Here is a 16830-nt window from a genome sequence, read left to right on the forward strand (position 1 = left end):
TCATGCGGATTTGCGAAGCGGCAATGAACAAAAATTGGACATGAGCCAGCGGAAGCGCTAACGGTTTGCCCATGCAGGCTATAAATGACACCAAACTGGACAGGTCCGCAGCGGTTGACTCCGCAAAACGGACAATTGCAACCGAACAAGACGGGCTAGTTGCGCTAGGCGCAGCGCTGGAAGGTTCGATGGCCGATGCGTTCTGCCGCGCGATTGAGAAAATCGCTGCAATCAAAGGGCGCATCATTGTTACCGGCGTTGGCAAGAGCGGCCATGTCGGCGCCAAGATCGCTGCGACATTTGCCTCGACAGGCACACCGGCCTTTTTCGTACATCCTTCGGAAGCCAATCATGGCGACCTTGGCATGATCGCCGCCGATGACGCCATTCTTGCGCTGTCATGGTCTGGCGATACGGCGGAACTGAAAGGAATAGTCAGCTATTCGCGGCGGTTCCGCATTCCGTTGATTGCGGTGACGGCGGGTGAAAAATCAGCACTGGCAATGGCTGCCGATGTGGTGATCCTGATGCCGCGCGTGGCGGAAGCCTGTCCGCATGGCCTTGCGCCGACGACATCTACGCTGATGCAACTGGCGATGGGCGATGCGATTGCCGTGGCGCTGCTTGAGGCACGCGGCTTTACCCCCGGTGACTTCAAGACATTCCATCCGGGCGGTTCGCTCGGTGCCAGCCTCACTCATGTGCGCGAGATCATGCATCGCGACGACCAGATCCCCCTTGTGCCGCTTGGGACGCTGATTCCCGACGCGATGAAGGTTCTGTCCGAAAAACGTTTCGGTTGTATTGCGGTCGAGAATGCCGATGGCACGCTGGCTGGCATTATCACCGACGGCGATCTTTCGCGTAATCTGCACCGCAGTCTGGTGACAATGACCGTCGAAGAGGTCATGACGCGGAACCCGAAGACTGTACCGCCGACTATGCTGGCAAGCGCCGCACTGGCTTTACTCAATGATCACAATATTGGTGCGCTGATCGTGACTGAAGACAATTACCCGGTCGGGATCGTGCATTTCCATGATCTGTTGCGCATCGGCGCTGCATAAGAGCGTTGTAATTCGATTGTGCGTGGTTCGACGGGGGCTCACCATGAGGAAAGGTGGGTTGATTGCAGGGAAACACTCCTGCAGCGCTGGCGAATTAACCCGCAGCCCACTGCCCTTCCTCATGGTGAGCTTGTCGAACCACGCATTTTGTTGTGCAATGAGCTGAAGCGTTTTTTGCTAGAGCGCTTCGACCCGCAATGTTCCCTGATCGATCCCGACGATTTTCACTGGCGTTCCGGCGGCAAGGTCCGGACCTGTGACACGCCAGAGACTATCACCGACACGCGCGCGGCCCCGGCCATTTACGGTCGCTTCTTCAAGAGTAACAATCTGGCCAATGAGCTGTTCACCGCGCCGGTTGAGCAAGGGTTCGTCTGACTCCGCATCGGTTGCGCCGACGAGTTTGCGCCCGATGAAAACGGCGATCAGCGAAAGCACCAGAAACAGGATGACCTGCACCTGCCAGCCGAATGGGAAAGCTTCGCCAAGCAGGATGACAAAGCCGCCGACAATGAGCGCGGCGATGCCGAACCAGAGGAAGAATATTCCCGGCGCGGTCACTTCCAGGATCATCAGCAAAAGGCCAAGTACGATCCAGTTCCAGGGGCCAAGTTCCGCAAAGAGACGTTCCAGCATTTCAAAGCCTCACCCGAATTATGAATTCGTTCCGCTGGTACCTGGAACGGTGCGTCCGCGGGCTGGTGCAGCAGGCGGCGATGCAGGCGCATTATCGCCGAAAACTTCGCGAGCAATTGCGCCAATGCCGCCAAGCGAACCGACAAGGGCGGAGGCTTCCATTGGCATCATGATGATTTTCTGGTTGGGGCTGGAAGCAAACTTGCCGAAGGCTTCGGTGTATTTTTGCGCGACGAAATAATTAAGCGCCTGAACATTGCCGCTGGTGATGGCGGCTGACACCATTTCGGTTGCCTTTGCTTCAGCTTCCGCAAGACGCTCGCGGCCTTCAGCTTCGCGATAAGAGGCTTCGCGCTTGCCTTCTGCTTCGAGAATTTGCGATTGCTTCAAACCCTCAGCGCGCAAAATCTGCGCCTGACGGGTGCCTTCAGCTTCCAGAATAATGGCGCGCTTGTCACGTTCGGCCTTCATCTGACGGCCCATGGAATCGAGCAAATCCTTCGGTGGATTAATGTCTTTGATCTCCACGCGGGTCATTTTAATACCCCATGAATGCGCGGCCTCGTCGACAACGCGCAGCAGCCGATCATTGATCGTGTCACGGTTGGAAAGCAGCTCGTCGAGAACCATGGAGCCCATGACGGTACGGATATTGGTCATGGTCAGGTTCAAAATGGCGTTTTCCAATCCGCTGACCTGATACGCCGCCTGTGGTGCATTGAGGATCTGGTAGAAGGCGATGCCATCCACGGCAATATTGGCATTGTCCTTGGTGATGACTTCTTGCGTAGGAACGGCAAGCACCTGTTCCATCATGTTGAGCTTGGCGCCGATGCGATCGAAGAATGGGACAATGAGGCTCAAGCCCGGCGATAGCGTGCGGGTATATTTGCCGAAACGTTCAATGGTGTAATTATAACCTTGAGGCACGGTTTTTACGCCCGCAAACAGAATTGCCAGTACGAGAATGGCAAGCACTGGTATCGTGAAATCAAAACCGCTCATTGTATCGCCCCCTTGGTCGGCCCTGAGGCCCGAAACTCACACTATCCCGTTTAGCGGGTCAGCACACGATAGACCATAGTGGCAACATCAAAAAGCAGCGATTCTACACCCAACCCTGTAGTTCGCGGCGGACGAGCTGTTCGATGACCCGCATGCCTTCATCGCTATCATTGAGGCAAGGCACGTGAGTGAAGTTTACGCCGCCGTGCTCGTGGAAGATTTCCTCGCCTTCACCGGCGATTTCCTCAAGCGTTTCAAGGCAATCGGATACAAAGCCGGGGTTGAAGACAGCAACGGATTTCACACCCTCTTTGGCAAGTTTTTCCAGGGTCTTGTCCGTGTAGGGTTGCATCCATTCTTCGGGGCCAAAACGTGACTGGAAGCATGTTATCAGTTTGTCTTCGGCCCAGCCCAGTCTTTCACGCAGGAGCCGGGTGGTTTTCCAGCAATGGCAGGGATAGGGATCGCCGCGCTTGAAATAGCTCTGCGGTATGCCGTGATAGGAAGCGATCAAAAGCTCAGGTTCAAAATCAAGCGTGGCATAATGCTTCTCGATCGATGTCGCCAATGCATCAATATAGACGGCCTCGTCCTGGTAGGAGGGGACGATGCGCGTCGCCGGCATGAAGCGCATCTTGATCAGCGCTTCGAAAAATTTGTCGTTGACAGTTGCGGTCGTCGTTGCCGAATATTGCGGATAGAGCGGGAACATGAGAATGCGCTTGCAGCCTGCTTTATCCAATCGCTCCAGCGCCTGCTCGATTGAGGGCTGGCCATAACGCATACCCCAATCGACAACGATTTCCGGGTGCTCGGCCAGAGCTACCCCAAGTTTTTCGCCTTGAGCGCGGGTATAGGTGCGCAACGGCGATTCGTTGCGCTCGCGGTTCCAGATCTTGTCATAGAGCGCGCCGGATTTTTTCGGACGTGTGTTCAGCACAATGCCGTAAAGCACGGGAAGCCAGATAGCGCGGGGCCATTCAATGACGCGCTTGTCAGAAAGAAACTCCTTGAGATAACGGCGCATCGAGGTTTTATCAGTGCCATCCGGAGTGCCCAGATTGACGAGCAGAACGCCGATTTTCGACGTCTCAATATGCGGATGGTCCTGGGGTTTTTTAACCGTCGCCATCGGCTCGTCAGAAATTTTCATTGTCGTACTCCGCTTCTGCCGCCAGAAACTAGTGTCCGCCGGTATTATTGCAAGGGCACCAAAGGCCGCATGTTGAGTGCACAGATCAGGATTAAGCCGATTCAAGAAGTTTCGGGATTTGTGGCCGAACCACGCAGTATGCTTGGACATTAGCCCCCTAAGTTTTTCGTCGCAGGCTTCCATTTGGCATGGAACTTGCGTTTAATCGGTTGTCTGCGTTCGTCACTCAAAGGAAATGACTGTCATGTCCAGCCACCAGCATGCAACGCCTCCCGTTCTTCTTGTTACCGGCGCACATCCTCAGCTCTACAGCGCCGATCTAGCCCCCACCGCTCCTGAGGGACGAACCTGGGGCGCATTCAGCCTTTTTGCCATGTGGATGTCCGATGTCCATTCTGTTGGCGGCTATACATTTGCCGCGAGCCTGTTCTTTCTGGGCCTGACAGGATGGGAAGTTTTGATCGCCATGATCGTTGGCATAACGGCTGTCTATTTCCTGATGAACCTGATCGGCAAGCCATCGCTGAAATATGGTGTGCCGTTTCCCGTTGTGGCCCGCATGTCTTTTGGTGTCATGGGTGCCAATCTTGCTGCCGTTCTGCGCGGCATTGTCGGTATTGTCTGGTACGGCGTGCAAACCTATTTCGCCTCCAAGGCAGTTCAGGCGCTGGCAATTACCCTTGTGCCGAGCACTGTTGAACTGACTCGAAACGACATATTCGGGCTGTCGACGCTCGGCTGGCTCAGCTTTCTTTTCATGTGGGTTTTCCAATTGCTGATTTTCTTGCGCGGCATGGAATCCATCCGCAAGTTCATCGATTTTTGCGGGCCTGTGGTCTATGTGGTGATGTTCGCGCTTGCCATCTGGATATTATCGCAAACCGGCTTTTCCAGCCTATCGCTGCAGCTTGCGCCACCGGCGGAGGGTTCTTCCCTGTCGCATATGGCGAATGCCTCCATGCTGATCGTTGCCTATTTTGCAGCGCTGCTGCTTAATTTTGGTGATTTCTCGCGTTTCTCGCGAGACGAGAAAGCCATGAAGATCGGCAACTTTCTGGGGCTGCCGGTCAATTTCATCGTCTTTTCCATCATCGTTGTGATCGTGACTGCCGGTACGGTTCAGGTCTTTGGCGAGGCCATTCTTGACCCGGTTGCCATTGTCGAGCGTATCAATAATTCTTGGATCGTCGTTCTTGGTTCGATTACCTTCATCGTCGCAACCATGGGTATCAACATCGTCGCAAACTTTGTCTCTCCGGCCTATGATATTGCCAATCTCTTTCCTGAGAAGATCAATTTCCGTATGGGCGGATTGATCACCTCCATTCTTTCGGTCCTCGTCTGCCCTTGGCTTTTTGTCTCAAGTCCTCAGGCGATCACCATTTTCGTCAGCATATTCGGCGCCGTTCTTGGTCCGATTTTTGGCATCATGATCGCCGACTACTATCTGGTGAAGAAGCAGAATGTTGTACTCGAAGACCTCTATACGATGTCCCCGGAAGGATCGCTCTATTTCGAGCGGGGATGGAATAGCCGTGCGCTGCTGGCATTGGCGATAGCCAGTGTTATGTCTATCGGATTGTCGGTGCTTGGGGCCACGCAATATATCCGTAATGGTGGCGATTGGGGCTGGCTGCTCGGAGCAGTCATAGGTGGTGGTGTGCACTATCTGCTGATGCGCAATGAGCGGGTTGCTGCTGCGGCTCTGGGAGCGAAAGCGTGAAGTTGAAGCGGTGCATGCCCATTATCTCCCCCTCCAAGGGGGGGTAATGGGACGGTGAGGTGTGTATATGGCTCACCGTAAGGGGATAGGCTGCTGCATCTAGGCTGTGCGTGGTTCGCCCTCCTGAGCCTGTCGAAGGGCCAACCACGCCATTGCAGCTTGTGTATTACTTGGCAGGCACTTTCATCTCGGCACCAACAGGCAGTTTCATAACTTTCATATCGGGATTTGCTTCAGATAGCTTCTTCCAGGAAAAACCATCGCCGTAGAGCTGTTCGGCAATATCCCAGAAATTATCGCCAGCCTTGATCACGTAGGAAGTCGGGGTTGTCGCAAGAGCTACGGAATCAGCAGGTTTGGCGGCATCGGCAGGTTTGGCAGCGTCTGCTGCCGGTGCTGCGGGCGTCGTTGTTTCGGAGGGAACGGGCACTGCAATCGGACTTGCGGATGTAATGCGGCCGTCCATCACAGGCTTGTATGGGTTGTTTTTAACGAGATAGTCGGCAAGGACTTCTTCAAGGCCGGGACCATAATCGTAGGCATTGATCCCATTGGTGGCAAAGACCTTGTAGCCATCGCCGCCGGCGCGCATGTAATTGTTGGACACCACGCCATAGGTTGCAGCAGGATCGATTGGCTTCCAGCTTTCGCCCTGCATAACCTGAACATCGGAAATACGGCTGCCGACAGGCTTGGAAATGTCGAATGTATATTTCAAACCAGCGACCTGCGAAAAGCGGCCCGCGATTTTTTCAATCTGGCTCGCTCCATTCTCCAGCGCCGCAACGACATCCGAGCCGCGCAACTGGAATGTCGCAAGGGTGTTCTGGAAGGGTAGAACAGTCAGAACCTCGCCCATGGTCACTTCACCGGCATCAATTGAGGCGCGCAAGCCGCCGCCATTGATGATGGCAATAGTCACACCTTGCGCCTTGACGCGATCAAGCATTGCGTCGGCGACAAGATTGCCCATGCTGCATTCGCCGATGCGGCAGACTTCACGAGAGCCGTCGATCTCGCCTGCAGTATCGGCGACTTTGCGGGCCTTCAGTTCTTCTATCGGCTTGGCAAGTTCGGCCACGCGGGCAACAAGGGCTGCATCCGGCGTGACTGAAGAGTCGAGCAGGATCGGCGCGCCGGAGCTTGCCGTGACATTGCCGTCATCATCAAAGGTGACTTTGAGCTCGCCCAGATATTTGGAATAGGCCTTGGCCTGAACGATTGGAACCTCACGTCCTGCGGGATTTTTGACGAGGGTGGGGTAGGGGCCGCCAGAGTCAGGATCAGTACTGGAAAGCAGAGTATGGCTATGACCGCCGACGATCACATCAATACCGTCGACCTTGGCCGCAATCTCTTCATCCTCAAAATAGCCGGTATGGTTGAGCGCGATGATCTTGTTGACGCCCTCAGCTTTTAATGTGCCAACGAGCTTTGTCAGGGTCTCGATCTCATCCGCGAATTTGACAGTGGGTCCGGGTGTAGAGATTTCAGCCGTATCGGTCGTCAGGGCGGATATGATTCCGATTTTCTGGCCGCCGATTTCCTTGATCAGATAGGGTTTGAACTTACCCGCGATCAGCGGTTCTGAATCAGCCTGGGTATTGCTGGAAATGATGGGGATTTTGACCTTATCGAGGAATTTACCCAACACTGACGGGCCACCGTCAAATTCATGATTGCCCAGCGCCATGGCATCATAGCCAATTGCATTCAGAAACTCGGCGGTGTCATCGCCCTTATAGGTTGTGTAAAACAAGGAGCCCTGGAATTCATCGCCAGCGTTGAGCACAATGACATTGCCGCCGTCCTTGGAAAGTGCCGCGCGGCGTTCATCGATCTTGGCTTTTACGCGCGCAATGCCGCCGAAACACTCATTCTTGGTCGTCTCTTCGGGCGAACAGGTGGAATCATATTTGTTGATGGCTTCGATGCGGGAATGCAGGTCGTTAATGTGCAGAATATTGAGCGTATAGTCGGCCATGGCGCTTCCCGCGCTGATGCCGAGGGCGGAGGCAGCTAGAAAAAGCTTGCCGAGAATTCTGGACATGACCTGCTCCGTTCAATTCGATGTGGTAATACATCAGCACCTTGATGTGCTTGTGACAAAGCCATGGTTTCATCACTTTGCACACGATGCAAGAGAGGAAAACAAGCCTGTGTAAACACGCCAAGGCAATATTTAGTTCGGAAAATTACCTGTTCATTACAACAAGGAGTTTAAAACATGAGTGACAAGCCCACGGTTATTTTGGTGCACGGATTCTGGGGCGGTGCGGCCCATTGGAACAAAGTAATTATTGAACTCACGCGCATGGGGCATACCAATATCCACGCCGTCGAACTGCCCTTGACCTCACTCGGCGATGACGCCGAACGCACGCGCAAAATGGTGGCGCAACAAAGCGGCCCGGTTCTTTTGGTGGGACACTCCTATGGTGGTGCCGTCATTACAGAGGCGGGCAATGCGCCCAATGTGGCCGGTCTGGTCTATATTGCAGCTTTTGCTCCGGATGCAGGGGAAAGCCCTGGTGCTATCACGCAGGAGCACGTGCCACTTGCAGCGGCAAATCTCGCACTGGACAGCGACGGCTATCTTTGGGTCAAGCCGGAACTCTTCCATGAAAGCTTCTGTCAGGATTTGACCGAGGAGGAAGGGCTTGTCATGGGGATTACCCAGAAGGCACCTTTGGCGAGCACTTTTGGCGATACAATCACTGCGCCCGCCTGGAAGACAAAACCGTCCTGGTATCAGATTTCCACTGACGACCGGATGATCGCGCCGGAAAACCAGAAACGCATGTCGTCACGTCTTGGTGCGCGGAAAATCATATCTCTTGACGCCAGCCATGCCTCGCTGGCGTCACAGCAGGTGGAAGTTGCATCGTTGATTGATGAAGCAGCAACGGAACTGGCGAAGAACTAGAGGATCGCTTTGCCGAAAGATGTCCACGGGACCCTCCGTGGACATCTGCAAAATGGCGGACGAAGTCGAACCGCGATCTTAAGCGGAGCGGCGCGTCAAAGAAAACTGCTGGCCCGAGGAGGACGTGCAGTTCAACTGGCCGCCACTCACGAGCGCACAATTGACCTTGGACTGCGTACCGCGAGCAAGCGAGCGAAGATCGATCTCGACAAGATTTGCAGATACGAAGCGGTAATTGCCCTCGGCAAGTTTTTCCTTGGTATCATTGGCACGGGTTTCGAAAACACCGCCATTGAAGTTCGAGAATGCAACACCGGATGTATCAAACCATTGGCCCTGAACGGCGTCAGTGGGGCGTGCGGTCTGTACAGGCCCGCCATCTGATTGCGGCCCACTCATGCAACCGGCGAGGACAATGGTCAATGCGGCTGAACCGAGGCCAAGTGATAAACGTTTCATCCAAACAATCTCCCATGGGTGTGGCCCATAAATGACGCTAAAATTAAGCAATAACAAGACTTAAGTTTATTGATAATCTGCGGCAAGCTCAGATTCGTACAGCAAAGAGGGTGGGTATGATAGGATATACGATGGTCGGCACGAATGATCTGCGCAAGGCGGAAGCATTCTATGACCCGCTCATGGTCGAGCTTGGCCTGGAGCGCTGCTTTAGCGATGAGGTTATGTTTTCGTGGGGCAGAAAAACCGATGACGATGTTCCCCGCTTCATGGTGGGCCTGCCTTTTGACGGAGAGGTGGCAAGTGTCGGCAATGGCAACATGACCGCGTTTCGGAGCGAACAAGCTGGTCTTGTCGACAGGCTCTACGCATTGGCTCTTAAGAATGGCGGTAGCAGCGAGGGCGAGCCAGGTTTGCGCCCGCAATATGGGCCGGGATTTTATGCGGCCTATGTCCGCGATCCGGATGGCAATAAGCTCGCCTTCGTTTGCTATGATGCGAAGATTGACGATCAGGAAAAATGAAGGATCATTCTTTCCGGCTGGAGCAGGCATCTGAACAGGATTTTCAAAGATTGTTCGAGTTGCGGCTTCTCACCATGCGTGAAAGCCTTGAGCGGATCGGGCGTTTCGATGAGAGGCGGGCATTTGAGCGGTTCCGCAAGTCATTTCGAGCTGAATATACGCGACTGATTGTGCTTTCGGATGGTTCGCTCGGCGGTTGCGTGGCGCTTGGCCCGTCTGATGATGGATTGCTGCTAGAGCACTTCTACATTTCCCCGGCATTGCAGAATACCGGCTTGGGAACGGCTGTCCTTCAGACGCTTTTGATGGAATCGGATGAACGCGGCTTGGCTGTGCGCTTGAGCGTATTACAGAAGAGCGATGCCGGTCGGTTTTACAGCCGGAACGGATTTACCACGACCGGTGAAGATGAATGGGACGTCTATTACGAAAGAAGCCCGCAAAAGAAACGGCACCTGTGAGGGTGCCGTTTGCCATTTCAGTATGGTCCAGAGCAATATCAATGGACGAGAATATTGCGGAACTGCCAAGGATCGCTTTTATCAATGTCTTCCTTGAACAGGCCCGGCCGGTTTTCCAGCGGTGTCCAATCGGTATAGTGACCTTTTAGCGGGCCGAGATATGGCGTCTGAACTTCGAGGCAACGACGGAAATCAATCTCGTCCGTTTCCACGATACCCGCTTGCGGGTTTTCGAGAGCCCAAACCATGCCAGCTAGAACAGCGGAAGACACCTGAAGGCCGGTCGCGTTCTGATAGGGAGCAAGCTTGCGGGCTTCCTCAATTGTCAGCTGCGAACCATACCAATAGGCGTTCTTGTCGTGGCCATAGAGCAAAACGCCCAACTCGTCGGCGCCGTCCACAATCTCGGACTCGTCCAGCACATGCAGCTTGGTTTGCGGCTGGCCAGCAGCACCAAACATTTCATCAAGCGACAGGGTTGCCACATTGGATGGATGATAGGCGTAGTGGCATGTCGGCCGGTAGGTTGCCTTGCCCTTCTTGTCGAAAACAGTGAAGAAATCGGCAATCGAGATCGACTCATTATGTGTGACCAAAAGGCCGAACTGCGCGCCCTCTGTCGGGCACCAGGTGCGAATGCGGGTGTCAGCGCCAGGCTGCTCGAGAAAAATGGCGGCCTTGTTGCCCTTCTTCTGCTTACGGGCATTTTTTGGCATCCATTTTTCATGGGTGCCCCAACCAAGCTCAGCAGGCTGCAAGCCTTCTGAGATGAAACCTTCAACGGACCAAGTGTTCCAGAAGACGCCGAAAGGCTTTGGATCAACGGCACGCTGCGTATCGCGCTCGGCAATGTGGATGCCTTTGACGCCAACCTGTTTCATCAACTTGGCCCAGCCATGGCGATCAGAGCGTTCAGGCTCGGTATGTTCAATATTGAGGTCTTTGGCCAGATCAAGCAAAGCACGTTTGACGAACCATGAAACCATGCCGGGATTTGCCCCGCAGCATGAAACCGCGGTCGGACCGCCCGGGTTTTTCTTCTTCTCGGCAAGCAGCGTCTGGCGCAGCGCATAATTGGTGCGCTCGGCATTGTCGATGCCGCTTGCATAGTAGAAGCCAGCCCATGGCTCGATGACCGTATCGATATAAAGCGCGCCGAGCTTGCGGCAAAGATGCATGATATCGACGGATGAGGTATCTACCGAAAGATTGACGCAAAACCCCTGTCCGCCGCCTTCGGTAAGAAGTGGCTTGAGCAGTGTCTTGTAATTTTCCTGGGTGACTGCTTCCTGAATATAGCGAATGCCGCGCTCATCCAGCAATTTCTTGTTTGCATCGCTCGGGTCAATAACGACCAAGCGGGACTTGTCAAATTTGAAGTGGCGTTCGATGAGGGGCAGGGTACCCCGTCCGATGGACCCGAAACCGATCATCACGATCGGACCAGTAATTTCTCCATGTATAGGCCATTTAGCCTTCGCCATTTTTTCGTTGCTCCTAATTTTGATCTCCATCATTGAGGGCAGCGGGTTGATATACCGCTTCAAAAGCAACCATAGAGCATAGTCATGCTCAAGAGCAAACAACCGCTGGCTGCTTTGAGGTGAATTTTTGCCCTAATGTTAATTAAAACAGGATTACAGACGATTTAGAGTGTCAATCAGCCGCTCGCGGATTGTCATAATACCTTTATAATTGGATTGGGCAGGATTAAGCGCCTCCAATTGGCGGCAAAAAGCTTCTGCGACAGCGCGGCATTGCGGATGTTTCTTCAATGCATTTACGGGGTCGAGATAAATACGGATCGTGAAAAGAATATCCCCGGACATGGGTAATTTACGCAAGGTCTGCCGCTCGACTCGAATATGGCAATGGGTTGCCAGATCATCATCGGTGTAAAGTGCCCCTTTCTGATGGCTGGCGAGCGGGTGATACATCTCATCACCTGGCTGCAAAGACCAATTCATGCGATAGACGGATCGATCAGGGCGCAGATTGTCAAACATGCGGGTTATCAAATCGGCATTGCGGGTGCCTGCATTAAAGTCAGGAACGGGCGCATGAATATCGTCCATGGACCGCCCGAATTTTTCCAGCAATGTCCATGATGAGGGAAAAGACGATGACGCAGCGGCAAGATGCCAGCCGCGTTTCTCGTCTTTGCGCATGAGAACCAGATCTTCCTGAACAAGATTTGCAGCACGGAGCAGCAAAGGCGTTTGTGCCGAGCCCAGCTCAATTTTATCGGGCCAACCGGAAACGGTAATCTCGTCACCATTGCGGGCGTAAAGTTGCGGATATCTGTCAATCAGATGAGCAGCGAGCAGCTCAAGAACTTCTGCTTGCGCGGCTTGCGTCCCCGGTTCCTCGACGAAAATCCGCTCAGCATGCAGACCAAAGAGCCGCCTCTTTTCTGCAAGATAGGCGAGAAGATTCTCGTCTACCTCTATCCAGTCTTTTAAATCCAGCTGTTGCAGCCCGATCGTGAAAGGCTGGCTCGATCCATCATAGGGCGTATGGACAGGCGCTTTATTCATGGCGATGGTGTCCTGACCCTAGTCCTGATCCATGGCCTCCAGCTCGTCGATAATGCCTTCAATAACCGACAGGCCTTTTTGCCAGAAGGCTGGATCTGTTGCATCAAGGCCGAAAGGAGCAAGCAGTTCGGAATGATGCTTGGTGCCACCAGCCTTTAACATGTCAAAGTATTTCTGCTGAAAGCCCGATTCCGCATTCTGATAAACGGCGTAAAGCGAATTCACCAGACAATCGCCGAAAGCATAGGCGTAAACATAGAAAGGCGAGTGGATAAAATGCGGAATATAGGTCCAGAAATTCTCGTAGCCCGGGCCGAAATGCACCGCATCGCCCAGGCTTTCCTTCTGAATGTCCAGCCAAATCTCGCCGATCCGATCTGACGTCAGCTCACCATTGGACCGCTCGGTGTGAACGCGACGTTCGAACTGATAGAACGCAATCTGCCGCACGACCGTATTGATCATGTCCTCCGCCTTTTGCGCCAGCATCGCCTTGCGTTCGCGCTTATCCCTGGTCTTTTCCAGCAATGAACGGAATGTCAGCATTTCACCGAAAACCGAGGCGGTTTCGGCAAGGGTCAGGGGTGTTGACGCCATGAGCGCGCCCTGATCCCCGGCCAGTACCTGATGCACGCCATGACCAAGCTCATGCGCCAGGGTCATCACGTCGCGTGGCTTGCCCATGTAATTGAGCAGAACATAAGGATGGGCAGAAGGAACAGTCGGATGGGCAAAAGCGCCGGGCGACTTGCCCGGACGCGTCGGCGCATCAATCCAATTCCGGTCAAAAAAGCGCTTGGCAATCTCGGCCATTTCGGGGGCAAAGCCATTATAGGCTGAAAGCACGGTTTCGCGCGCTTCGGCCCATGGAATGACCGCTTGCGGTGTTTCCGGAAGAGGCGCGTTGCGGTCCCAGCTATTAAGATAATCGAGGCCGAGCCACTTGGCTTTCAACTTGTAATAACGATGAGAGAGACGCGGATAGGCGGCCTGCACCGCTTCCGCCAACGCGTCGACAACTTCACGCTCAACACGATTGGCCAGATGACGGCTATCGGCGATATCCTCGAAGCCGCGCCAGCGGTCGGAAATTTCCTTGTCTTTCGCCAAAGTATTGGTGATGAGCGTGAAGATGCGCAGGTTTTCCTTGAAAGTCTTGGCTAGCGCATCGGAAGCGGTCTTGCGCACTTCCGCACTCGAATCCTGCAGAAGGTTGAGGGTTGGTTCAATCGGCAATTCCTCGCCATTCACCTCGAAACGCAGCGACGTCATTGTTTCATCAAAAAGCCGGTTCCAGGCGCCACGGCCTGTAATAGACTTCTCGTGAAAGAGTTGTTCCAGCTTGTCATCGAGCTGGTATGGCTTGTCCTTGCGCAGATCGACCAGCCATGGGCGGTAATGGCCGATGGCTGAATTGTCATCCATGGCCTTTTCGATCAGTGCATCTTCAATACGGTTCAGTTCGAGGCCGTAAAAGATCAGATGGGTGCTGGCATCGGTGAGCTTTTGCTGGATATCGCCATAGAGCTTGGCATTTTTCGGATTGGAAGTATCGCTGGCATAGACCAGTCCGGCGTAGGAGCCGATTTTGCCCATCAGATCATCGAGCGCTTCATACTCTGCAATGGACTGAGCAAAATCGCCGCCCTGCGGTTTTGCTATTTCGGCGGCGAGGGTGCCTTTCCATCGTTCTTCAAAGGCGATGGAAAGTTCACCGGCCTTTTGCAGATCAGCCGTAAGTTCACTGCTTTCGGGGGAAGGATACAGATCAGCCAGGTTCCATTCCGGCAATATGCCAAGTGCAGCCTGTTCCTCCTTTACGGCGGCGGCGCCGGATTTTGGGGAAAAAACAGTGGCCTGCAATATGTTGTGTCTGTTCATCTCAAAACTCATTATTGCGCCATAAAATGGCTGGGCGTAGGAGGTCCGGTCGAATCAGACCAGTGGAAATCGGAACACTAAACTTAGTGCAAAGAGACGGCTGTGCAACGATTTGACGCCAATGGCGCAAACATGCTGACAAAGCCAAGTTGCATAGGCAAATGAGATTTTGACCGCTTAGAGGCGATATTTAGGCGCGGACGGGGTGGATTCTTTCGTCAAAACGCCTTATTCCTGTCGTTAACCAACTGTTGACCATGTCACATAACAGTGGATTTCATTCAGGTTTTTGCCATGCTCTCAACGTATTTGATGTTCAATAAGTGACCATTAACCATTAAATTGGATAATCCAGCTATTCGGGGACTTGAGAAAACGATCAAGGTTGGGACGACATTGTCAAACATGGTGCATGCACAGAGCGGTAAATTGACGGCAGGTTTTAACATGCGTGCCGGTTGGTTTGCGTTCCTCATGGTCTTCGCGTCGATGCTTTTTGTATCCGCTCAGGCTCAAGCCGAGACGAGAACTCTCAAGCTTTATTTCATTCACACGAAAGAACGCGCTGAAATCACGTTCAAGAAGAATGGACGCTATCAGCAGGATGGCCTGAACAAGCTGAACAAGTTTTTGCGCGATTGGCGCCGCAATGAACCGACCAAGATGGACCCACGCCTTTTCGATCTGGTCTGGTCGACCTATCAGAAGGTTGGCGGGCGAGACTATATCAATGTGGTTTCGGCCTATCGTTCCCCTACTACCAATTCGATGCTTCGCTCCCGTTCGCGCGGTGTGGCAAAGACAAGCCAGCATATGCTTGGCAAAGCAATGGACTGGTATTTGCCAGGTGTAAAACTTGCAACCTTGCGCAATGCAGCGCTGAAATTTGAAGCTGGTGGCGTTGGCTATTATCCGCGTTCCGGATCGCCCTTCATTCATACTGACGTTGGTAATGTCCGCCATTGGCCGCGCATGAGCCGCAAGGAATTGCTGGCGGTGTTCCCGGACGGCAAGACCATGCACATTCCGACCGATGGTAAGCCATTACCCGGTTATGAACAGGCGGTCGCAGCTTACGAATCCCGTAAGCGCAGTGGAGGTTCGATCCAGGTTGCAAGTTCAAGCTCTTCGCGTCGCGGTGGCAAGACTCTGTTTGGCGTATTGTTTGGCGGTGGCGCGGATGAAGAAGAGGATTCAGGCGAAAGCTCAGTAGCGGTTGCTTCGGCGCCGACACCGGCCCGGGGCACCACACGGCAAGCACCCGCCGCTGCCGCTGAATCCGACGAGGATTCAGGAGCCGCGCCAGCAACCACAGCCGGTAATCTTCCGGGCGTGATGGAACCTGCATTGCCAAACCGTAATGCGCCTGCGCCAGTGGCTGCACCGCGTCCTGAAACGCCGGTTGAGCTGACGCCGGAAGACAATCAGGCTCTTGCTTTTGCTGTGCCTGTGCCGCTGCGCCGTCCGGATTATGCGCCAGCTGTAGCAACGCCGGAGCCCTCAACGCTTAATGCGCTTGCAGCGGATAATTCAACGCAGGATAGTGCTGCAGCGATTGCTCAGATGATCGCAGCCAATCCGGCGCCGGAACCCGCGCCAGCAAATGTGGCGCAGCCGCAAATGGTGAATGCGCTTGTGCCTGTACCGTTCGAAAAGCCGCGCACAGCGCCAAAGCAAAACGACATGATGGTCGCCTCCATTGTTCCAACGCAACGTCCGGCGAATATACCAGCTTCCGTTCAGACAGCGGATAACGACGTCATTCCGGTTCCAGACGATGATCTTGAAGCGATCATCAAGCAGTCTGATCCCGAACACAGCACTGTTGTGGCGGCGTCCGATCCTTCGCCGGAACTGCCAACCACTGTCGGCAAGACAGGTGGACGGGTGAAGAAGGTTACCGGCAATGATGCTGCTCAAGTTGCATCTGCCGCTCCCCAGCCTTCATTGCGCAAGACCATGCTTGAAGCCAAGGGCGGTGATCCGGTTGCCATGCTCGACAGCGGTGTGGTGACTACGGCCAAGGCATCCAAGCCACGCCGTCAGGCAGTGCAGGAGGCGCCGAAGGCGATGCAGGTCGCGTCCGATGTGCCGGAGCGGGCACTTTCGAATGAGCAGGTCGCCGACACAGCACCGGCAGTTACCCCTGCAGTACTGCGCAATGAAACAATGCGCATGGCCCCGACGACAGTCTATGTCGCCGGATTCCAGCAGAAGTTGCCGGTTGCCGACGCCAACAAGTTTACCGGCAAGGCTGTGACCTTCATGCAGATCGCAAAGTTCAATCCCAGCCACGGCTCGTAAAACAAGACCCCTCCCTGCTGCTTCGCAGCTTCCCTCCCCACAAGGGGGAGGGTAAGGCTGCGGCGTAATAGGCTACCGTTGTAGAAATTTCAGAAATTGGCGCCGTTACCCTCCCCCTTGTGGGGAGGGAGGACGCGTAGCGTCAGGGAGGGGC

General features: G+C 54.1%; 14 protein-coding genes. 6 read left to right on the forward strand and 8 right to left on the reverse strand.

The annotated features are described in order from the left end of the window. Positions 1–71 precede the first annotated feature (71 nt). Positions 72–1067 carry a KpsF/GutQ family sugar-phosphate isomerase gene (locus V9K92_RS15705; RefSeq protein WP_307279922.1) on the forward strand — a complete coding sequence of 332 codons (996 nt, stop codon included), beginning with the start codon at positions 72–74 and terminating at the stop codon, positions 1065–1067. A gap of 177 nt (positions 1068–1244) precedes the next feature. Here V9K92_RS15705 and V9K92_RS15710 read toward each other — a convergent pair whose 3' ends face one another. The 3 genes from V9K92_RS15710 to hemH form a co-directional block, all read right to left on the reverse strand. Then, the gene (locus tag V9K92_RS15710) at positions 1245–1703 is read right to left on the reverse strand and encodes an NfeD family protein (RefSeq protein WP_115052256.1); all 459 of its coding nucleotides are present in this window, start codon (positions 1701–1703) and stop codon (positions 1245–1247) included. A gap of 18 nt (positions 1704–1721) precedes the next feature. Continuing rightward, complete coding sequence (locus V9K92_RS15715) at positions 1722–2708, reverse strand: SPFH domain-containing protein (RefSeq protein ID WP_307279917.1); 987 nt, start codon at positions 2706–2708, stop codon at positions 1722–1724. A 103-nt stretch (positions 2709–2811) separates the two neighbouring features. Further along, a complete protein-coding gene (hemH, locus tag V9K92_RS15720) occupies positions 2812–3840 on the reverse strand; it encodes a ferrochelatase (RefSeq protein WP_307286215.1) in 1029 nt (342 codons plus the stop codon). 265 nt (positions 3841–4105) lie between these two features. On the opposite strand from hemH, the gene V9K92_RS15725 reads away from it, so the two are divergent. After that, a complete protein-coding gene (locus V9K92_RS15725; protein WP_337354407.1) occupies positions 4106–5584 on the forward strand; it encodes an NCS1 family nucleobase:cation symporter-1 in 1479 nt (492 codons plus the stop codon). Between the two features lie 166 nt (positions 5585–5750). Here V9K92_RS15725 and V9K92_RS15730 read toward each other — a convergent pair whose 3' ends face one another. Next, positions 5751–7634, reverse strand: coding sequence for a 5'-nucleotidase C-terminal domain-containing protein (locus V9K92_RS15730; protein ID WP_337354408.1), 1884 nt, complete (start codon positions 7632–7634; stop codon positions 5751–5753). Between the two features lie 177 nt (positions 7635–7811). On the opposite strand from V9K92_RS15730, the gene V9K92_RS15735 reads away from it, so the two are divergent. Next, positions 7812–8510 (forward strand): alpha/beta fold hydrolase, encoded by a 699-nt coding sequence (locus tag V9K92_RS15735; protein WP_115052261.1) that lies wholly within the window; start codon positions 7812–7814, stop codon positions 8508–8510. Positions 8511–8588: 78 nt separating this feature from the next. Here the strand turns inward: V9K92_RS15735 and V9K92_RS15740 are convergent, their stop codons facing one another. Then, the gene (locus V9K92_RS15740) at positions 8589–8969 is read right to left on the reverse strand and encodes a hypothetical protein (protein WP_115052262.1); all 381 of its coding nucleotides are present in this window, start codon (positions 8967–8969) and stop codon (positions 8589–8591) included. Between the two features lie 116 nt (positions 8970–9085). Between V9K92_RS15740 and V9K92_RS15745 the strand changes: the two genes are divergently transcribed. Both V9K92_RS15745 and V9K92_RS15750 read left to right on the forward strand, forming a co-directional pair. Further along, the gene (locus V9K92_RS15745; protein ID WP_115052263.1) at positions 9086–9493 is read left to right on the forward strand and encodes a VOC family protein; all 408 of its coding nucleotides are present in this window, start codon (positions 9086–9088) and stop codon (positions 9491–9493) included. Then, the gene (locus tag V9K92_RS15750; RefSeq protein ID WP_337354409.1) at positions 9490–9954 is read left to right on the forward strand and encodes a GNAT family N-acetyltransferase; all 465 of its coding nucleotides are present in this window, start codon (positions 9490–9492) and stop codon (positions 9952–9954) included. The genes V9K92_RS15745 and V9K92_RS15750 overlap by 4 nt, the downstream gene beginning before the upstream one ends. Positions 9955–9992: 38 nt before the next feature. On the opposite strand, the gene V9K92_RS15755 is transcribed toward V9K92_RS15750, so the two are convergent. The 3 genes from V9K92_RS15755 to V9K92_RS15765 all read right to left on the reverse strand — a co-directional run bounded on the left by V9K92_RS15755 (position 9993) and on the right by V9K92_RS15765 (position 14372). After that, positions 9993–11438 (reverse strand): homospermidine synthase, encoded by a 1446-nt coding sequence (locus V9K92_RS15755; protein WP_115053209.1) that lies wholly within the window; start codon positions 11436–11438, stop codon positions 9993–9995. A gap of 153 nt (positions 11439–11591) precedes the next feature. After that, the gene (locus V9K92_RS15760) at positions 11592–12491 is read right to left on the reverse strand and encodes a heme-dependent oxidative N-demethylase family protein (protein WP_337354410.1); all 900 of its coding nucleotides are present in this window, start codon (positions 12489–12491) and stop codon (positions 11592–11594) included. 18 nt (positions 12492–12509) lie between these two features. After that, positions 12510–14372, reverse strand: a complete 1863-nt coding sequence (locus V9K92_RS15765; protein ID WP_337354411.1) for a M3 family oligoendopeptidase — start codon at positions 14370–14372, stop codon at positions 12510–12512. 447 nt (positions 14373–14819) lie between these two features. Here V9K92_RS15765 and V9K92_RS15770 point away from each other — a divergent pair, with 447 nt between their 5' ends. Further along, positions 14820–16676 (forward strand): DUF882 domain-containing protein, encoded by a 1857-nt coding sequence (locus V9K92_RS15770; RefSeq protein WP_307279898.1) that lies wholly within the window; start codon positions 14820–14822, stop codon positions 16674–16676. The last annotated feature ends 154 nt before the right edge of the window (positions 16677–16830 follow it).

Source organism: Phyllobacterium sp. CCNWLW109 (genome assembly GCF_037203905.1).
In the GTDB taxonomy this organism is placed as follows: Bacteria; Pseudomonadota; Alphaproteobacteria; order Rhizobiales; family Rhizobiaceae; genus Phyllobacterium; species Phyllobacterium ifriqiyense.

Coding starts and splice junctions, on each gene's coding strand:
- V9K92_RS15740 (WP_115052262.1), bottom strand. CDS start 8,969: ATGAAACGTTTATCACTTGGCCTCGGTTCAGCCGCATTGACCATTGTC.
- V9K92_RS15705 (WP_307279922.1), top strand. CDS start 72: ATGCAGGCTATAAATGACACCAAACTGGACAGGTCCGCAGCGGTTGAC.
- V9K92_RS15750 (WP_337354409.1), top strand. CDS start 9,490: ATGAAGGATCATTCTTTCCGGCTGGAGCAGGCATCTGAACAGGATTTT.
- V9K92_RS15735 (WP_115052261.1), top strand. CDS start 7,812: ATGAGTGACAAGCCCACGGTTATTTTGGTGCACGGATTCTGGGGCGGT.
- V9K92_RS15730 (WP_337354408.1), bottom strand. CDS start 7,634: ATGTCCAGAATTCTCGGCAAGCTTTTTCTAGCTGCCTCCGCCCTCGGC.
- V9K92_RS15715 (WP_307279917.1), bottom strand. CDS start 2,708: ATGAGCGGTTTTGATTTCACGATACCAGTGCTTGCCATTCTCGTACTG.
- V9K92_RS15745 (WP_115052263.1), top strand. CDS start 9,086: ATGATAGGATATACGATGGTCGGCACGAATGATCTGCGCAAGGCGGAA.
- V9K92_RS15755 (WP_115053209.1), bottom strand. CDS start 11,438: ATGGCGAAGGCTAAATGGCCTATACATGGAGAAATTACTGGTCCGATC.
- V9K92_RS15765 (WP_337354411.1), bottom strand. CDS start 14,372: ATGAACAGACACAACATATTGCAGGCCACTGTTTTTTCCCCAAAATCC.
- V9K92_RS15710 (WP_115052256.1), bottom strand. CDS start 1,703: ATGCTGGAACGTCTCTTTGCGGAACTTGGCCCCTGGAACTGGATCGTA.
- hemH (WP_307286215.1), bottom strand. CDS start 3,840: ATGGCGACGGTTAAAAAACCCCAGGACCATCCGCATATTGAGACGTCG.
- V9K92_RS15725 (WP_337354407.1), top strand. CDS start 4,106: ATGTCCAGCCACCAGCATGCAACGCCTCCCGTTCTTCTTGTTACCGGC.
- V9K92_RS15760 (WP_337354410.1), bottom strand. CDS start 12,491: ATGAATAAAGCGCCTGTCCATACGCCCTATGATGGATCGAGCCAGCCT.
- V9K92_RS15770 (WP_307279898.1), top strand. CDS start 14,820: ATGCGTGCCGGTTGGTTTGCGTTCCTCATGGTCTTCGCGTCGATGCTT.